At 48.6% G+C, this 6100-nt stretch carries 4 protein-coding genes; all 4 read right to left on the bottom strand.

The window, feature by feature from the left end; all coding sequences use genetic code 11:
* Positions 1–285: 285 nt before the first annotated feature.
* On the bottom strand, positions 286–1644 hold the full coding sequence (locus tag AC3DOM_RS14655) for an FAD-dependent oxidoreductase (protein WP_487919789.1): 1359 nt from the start codon (positions 1642–1644) through the stop codon (positions 286–288).
* A gap of 21 nt (positions 1645–1665) precedes the next feature.
* Complete coding sequence (locus AC3DOM_RS14660) at positions 1666–2943, bottom strand: FAD-dependent oxidoreductase (protein WP_487919790.1); 1278 nt, start codon at positions 2941–2943, stop codon at positions 1666–1668.
* 220 nt (positions 2944–3163) lie between these two features.
* On the bottom strand, positions 3164–5191 hold the full coding sequence (locus tag AC3DOM_RS14665) for a dipeptide ABC transporter ATP-binding protein (RefSeq protein WP_487919791.1): 2028 nt from the start codon (positions 5189–5191) through the stop codon (positions 3164–3166).
* Positions 5188–6087 carry an ABC transporter permease gene (locus AC3DOM_RS14670; RefSeq protein WP_487919792.1) on the bottom strand — a complete coding sequence of 300 codons (900 nt, stop codon included), beginning with the start codon at positions 6085–6087 and terminating at the stop codon, positions 5188–5190. Before AC3DOM_RS14670 ends, AC3DOM_RS14665 begins: the two co-directional genes overlap by 4 nt.
* Positions 6088–6100 lie beyond the last annotated feature (13 nt).

Below are 6100 nucleotides of genomic sequence, written 5' to 3' on the forward strand. Positions count from 1 at the left end.
CGATGTCGATAATGCGCCCAGCCACCCCCCGCTTGGAGATTATCAATACGTTGTTATCATCGCACCAGACAGGCCAGCCCACGGACCTACTGATGTGGATGCGATTGAGCTGGTCGATGTGCCACCACCACCCTAGTTACAGGGATGGAGTCCGTTATTATCAAGAGAGGCTGTTAAACAGTCTCTCTTTTTTATCATGTTTCTCTCAATACACTTAACTACTCTACGTTCCAATATAATTGAACATAAAAAACGCCGATTTCCTTTTCCCTGCCTTGCTGTCTATTATTGAAAACGCACTCCCTGACGCTTTAGCTCTGCCTGGATAAACCCGATCTTGACCTCAGCAGTTGTGACACCACACTTGAGAGAGATCGCTGCTGCGACACCTGCCCCCTGTCCTGAAACCGCACAACACATCATATTCCGCACTGAGGCGTGGGAAATTTTATCGCCGGCAATGGAACGACCTGCCACCAGCAGATTATCCACCTCTTTGGGCACGAGGGCACCGTATGGAATATGATAGTAACGGCCGGTTGTCGGTAAAATCAGCAAACCATAGCCATCAATGAACTCGGGGAAAATGCCAATTGCGTCATCAAAACGGGCTTGATTACGGACGTCCTCTTCGGTGAGGTTATATCGCCCTATAATCTTGTGCGTATCCCGTATCCCCAACGTCATCCCAAAATTCCGCAGATCAGCCTTCTCAAATCCGGGGGCAAATTCCTGCAGAGCCTTGATCGCCAGGATCGCCTGTCGTCGCCCTTCGATCTCCGCCCGGGTCAAATCCCAAACATCCGTGCCATCATACCCGCTCATATGAACCATATTGAGATAGGTGGCATCTCCCGAATCACTGATACCGCTCCAGGTGCCGCCGATGCTTTTCAGAGTAGGTGGAATCAACCCTTTCTTTCGTGCTTTTTCAAATGGCTCATCAAGATACGGGCTAAATAATTGATCCTCTTTGCCATCCGTTTTTATACCCCACTCATGACCCCAGTCTCGATAATTCATGGGATTTTCGCGTACATAGTCCAGGAAGCGGGCTTTATCTACGCCGGAACATGAGAACATGACCGTAACCGCCATCATCTCTTCCTTAGGCGTTTTACGAACAGGTGCAGCTGCCATTTTTACAATATCTGCATCACCTGTCGCATCGATAATACGCTTGGACAGAATTGCCTGGCGCCCCGATTTACTCTGAACAACGATGCCTGTGACTGCGTTTCCATCGCGGATTACATCCACTGCCGTTGCGTGCAGCAGAGGCCTGATGCCTGCCTCCTGGACCCAATCGTCTGCCAATACCTTGAATAATTCGGATTTGATCCCCTGACTACTGGATTGCGGCTCATCGTAACTGGCATTTTGCGCTTTTGCCCGTTCTTCAATTTCGATCCCAATCCCTTCAAGATCAACTGTTTTAGGATGACGATACCAGGCGATGCCTTCGACCCCGACATTTGTCAGGTTACCGCCAAAACAACCATAGCGTTCGACCAGCATCGTTTCAACTCCTGCGCGTGCCGAACTGATCGCAGCAGACAAACCGCCTGGCCCACTTCCAACAACCAGTACATCTGTCTCGGCGATCACAGGCACTTTTCGTGAGGCTTCAGAAATTTCTTTCATTTTTTCACCATCGAATAAAATTTATACAGGAACCGCGCCGTGCTCAACCGTCAGGGCCACGATATCACGGCTGCTGATCTCTCTGGAGGCGACTCCCCTTTGCACGGCCAGCGCTGCCGCCGCGCCCATTGCCTGTCCCATAGCCATACAGGTGCATTGGGCACGTATTCCCGCAAAGGCAACCCTGTTCGCCGATACATTTCTGCCAGCCACAGTGATTCTCCGGCTGCCTTTGGGGATCAGGGCGCTGAAGGGAACCTTGGGGAGAAGATCAGCTGACTCGAGATACTCGACTTCACATCCTATTTCCTGACTGTGCATGTCGACATAGTTGAAGGCATTACACACCTTATCATCAAAATCAGTTGCCTTAAAGAAATCATCTTTCTCAATGACATACTCACCCAGAGCGTGAAAGGTTTCTCGCGCAAGTGCGTAGGGTGCCATCATTTTTAGTACAGCTCTTTCACCCCCGGGAATTGATTTTCTAACGAAGTTGTACATCCGCAACATTCGCGCCCTTCCTTCGATATTTGCGCGCGTTTGTCCATCAGCATCATATGTATTGGCCTCATAAATATGGGTTGCATTATGTCCACCATGATCAAGGTAGTATTTGAAGGGTTCCATATTAGCATATGCAAAATCCCCTTTTTCCAGGGTCCCATTATTCATGGCCTCTTCATATATCGTCTGAACCTCTTCCTTCCAGACCTGCTCGTACTCAATGCCCTCGATCTTATACTGCAACGCCCCCGGTTGGGAAACTTTCGATTTTAGAACATCCAATTCCAGCAACCTCACGACATCAGCATCACCTGTACAGTCAATGATCTCTTTTGCTTTCGTAATTCGCCGGATACCGCGCCCAAAAGAAGTGATTTCCCAATAATTCCCAACTGCCTTTATATCTGCAATAAATTCGTGATAGTGGAGGATCACGCCTGCCTGCAAAGCTTCTTCTTCAGCTACAGCCGCATAGATCGGGATATTGATATAACTGTAATAGCCGGGAGATTCCACTGGCCGTCTTTGTCTATAATCAGGAATATCAAGTCCTTCCATTTCCTTTGTTTTGGTATAAAGCTCCCAGGGAATTCCCTGGACAACAGGCCCTTTTGTACTGAAGAAGTGGTTTGGCATATACACCCCCCCAGCAGTCATTGTGCCCCCCAACATGGTCCCGGCTTCAATCACCGAGGTGCTTACACCAGCCCGGGCTGCTTGAATCGATGCTATATGTCCTGCTGTGCCTCCACCTGCGATAACTATATCAACTGTTTCATTGATTGATCTCATCGGTTTGGCTCCATTCTGTGCCTTTTTGCATCTGTAATCAAAACGGGTTCGAGTATTCTAACACTCTACTTATTTCACCGAATATCACTCAAGTCCTTCAAATTCGGATGTTTTAGCCTTTATTAACCAAATCGACTATCCAGACCTGTGGATTTTCAAGTCTAGATAGTCCTCAAAAATTGGAACCCTAAAATTTGTTATTTAGCGTTCAATCAACGGCCTAAACAACCAATAATTCGTTGATGGGAATATGACAGCGGATTTTATGCCCGTCTTCATCTTGCGGATATTGCCACGGAGGTGTTACCTCATCACAAAGATCATTAATAAACTTTGGACACCGGCGTTGAAATGCACAACCTTTGGCTGGCGGGGCCAGCTCTGGTGTGTCACTGGCGAGCAGCTTGGGTTCCGTATCAGGATCAGGGACAAGTACGGCCCCCATTAATGTTTCAGTGTATGGGTGGTATGGTGGGGAGTAGATTTCATCCACCGTGCCAACTTCACAAAGGCGTCCCTGATATAGAACAGCCACTCGATCAGCAATGGCCCGTACAACAGCCAGATCATGGGCAATGAAAATATAGGTTGTATTACGCTCCTGTTGCAGGTCTGCTAACAAATCCAGCACTGCTGCCTGAACCGATACATCGAGGGCAGAAGTCACCTCATCGCATAAGACAACATCAGGTTCAGCAGCAAAGGCCCGGGCAATAGCTACGCGTTGCTTCTCGCCACCCGACATTTGCCCGGGGTAACGTAATCGATAACGTCCATCCAGGCGGACCCGTTCGAGCAACTCGATTTGGCGTGCTCTGCGCTCGTCGCGCGTCATTTTGGGAAAATATAGTTTGAGTGGCTGATCAATAATTTCGGCTACTGTATGACGCGGATTAAGTGACGCATCTGGGTTTTGGAAGATCAACTGGACCTTCTTGCATAAATCCATCGTCCGTTTATCGACATTCACAGTAAGATCGCAATTTTCAAACTGTATGACGCCGCTTTTCGCCGGCAAGAGACCGGATATTGTGCGTACAATAGTTGATTTTCCACTGCCACTTTCACCAACCAGGGCCAGGGTCTCACCGCGTTTTATGTCTAATGTTATATCGCTTACAGTGGCTGGTGGCTCAGGAGTGCGACGCAAACGATCTATCATATTGGGTTGATGATAGGTTATCTCCACATCAGAGAGTTCAATTGCAGAAACGTCTTGTGCCTTATGTTCAACGATATGATAAACATCCTTCAATTCCTGGGAGAAATCCGTAGCTACAACCTTTTCCCAGTTGTGGCAGCGTACCAAATGGGGTGTCTGAAGAATCATCTTCAATTCTGGTGGTTCACTTGAACAAATTTCAGTAGCGAAGGGACAACGTGGAGTGAAAGAACAACCCGGTAACGAGCCCGGAATTGGTGGTTGTCCAGGCATTGAGTTCGGAATGCCAGCCAGCTCCAGGCGGGGAATTGATGCAAGCAAACCCCGCGCATAGGGATGAGCTGGTGATTTGAATATCTCAGCAGCTGAAGCATCTTCGACGATTTCGCCCGCATACATGAGGGCCACCCGGTCGCTCACGCGGGCAATGACCCCCAGGTCATGGCTGATATACATCATGGCGGTGCCTAATTCAGCAACGATATCACGCAATAATTCGAGAATATGTGCCTGGGTGGTCACATCCAGACCAGTCGTGGGCTCATCTAGTACCAGCATATCTGGTTGACCAGCAAGAGCCATTGCTACCACCACACGCTGTTGTTGTCCCCCTGATAATTCATGGGGATAACGTTCTGCCATCACCTCCGGGTGTGGTAATCGGACTTGCCCCAGAAGCTCTATCATTCTATTTTTTGTAGCGGCTCCTGAAACATTGGTTTTTAATTCGAGGGTTTCAATAATTTGCTTTCCAACACGCATTGTCGGAGTTAGTGCCTCTCCTGCATTTTGAGGGATGAGGGCAATTTTATTGCCACGGATAGACTCCAAATCGCGAGTTGACAGGCCAAACATATCCTTGCCTGAAAAAAGAATGCTGCCCTCCATAACCTGACTACCCAGGCGCAGATAGCCCATCATGGCCTGGCCAAGCGTGCTTTTCCCGCACCCAGACTCGCCAACCAAACCTAATGTTTCACCCGGCTTGATACTCAATGAAACGTTCTTTAAAACATGTACCAGCTTCCCCCCCTTGTTGTAATAACCAATACTCAGATTCTCAACTTCTATCAAATTCTTGCTCATACTGGCGCCCCCTGACTGCGGTCCAAACCAAGCGCTTTTGCCAGAGCATCAGAAAAGAGATTTATGCCGATGATTAACGTACTCAGCATAATCGCTGGTCCGAATACCGCCCAGGGTTGAATGGCCAAAATTTCTCGATTCTTGGCAATCATGAAGCCCCAATCAGGTGTCGGGGGAGTAACGCCAAAGCCCAGGAAAGAGAGTGAACTGAATCCCAATAGCATCCATGACCAGGTCATCGCGCCATCGACCAATAGCACATCAAGTACATTCGGCAATAATTCTTTTAAGACAATGGTGCGTTTGCGTTCGCCTCTGGCCCGTGCCGCCAGCACAAATTCATGGGTAACATAATCCAGCGTTGCGGCTCGAGCTACGCGGATGGCTGTGTATCCATAAGTGAAGCCAAATGTTAATGTCTGCACCCAGGGGTTAGTGCCAAGGATGCTGATAATGAGCAATAAAACCAGAAGCCAGGGGATCGCGAGTAAGGCATCCACGACACGCATTACATATTCATCAGTTTTTCCTCCAAGAAATCCGAGCAGGATACCTGTCAGCCCACCCCAGGTCATGGCAAGGGCCGTACCCAACATAGTGACAACCAAAGCAACGCGTCCGCCAACCAGGGATCGAGAAAACATATCCCGGCCAAGCTTATCTGTACCAAAAAGATGTTCAGTTGATGGGGCTTCATTTCTTGCCGGAGCGTCCATTAATTGTGGGTCTTGAGGAACAATATAAGGAGATGAAAGGGCCAATAGGACGTGAAAGACAATCAAAGTAAGCCCTATCATGCCTCCCCAGGAGCGCCGCAAGTTTTCCCAAGTATCTGCTAAAGGGGTTCGTCTTTTGACGGGTGATAATTCTTCTACAGCTTGTGTGGTTACAGTCATGGTTTTCTCCGGT

Source organism: Candidatus Desulfolinea nitratireducens (assembly GCF_982879505.1).

Coding starts and splice junctions, on each gene's coding strand:
- AC3DOM_RS14660 (WP_487919790.1), bottom strand. CDS start 2,943: ATGAGATCAATCAATGAAACAGTTGATATAGTTATCGCAGGTGGAGGC.
- AC3DOM_RS14670 (WP_487919792.1), bottom strand. CDS start 6,087: ATGACTGTAACCACACAAGCTGTAGAAGAATTATCACCCGTCAAAAGA.
- AC3DOM_RS14665 (WP_487919791.1), bottom strand. CDS start 5,191: ATGAGCAAGAATTTGATAGAAGTTGAGAATCTGAGTATTGGTTATTAC.
- AC3DOM_RS14655 (WP_487919789.1), bottom strand. CDS start 1,644: ATGAAAGAAATTTCTGAAGCCTCACGAAAAGTGCCTGTGATCGCCGAG.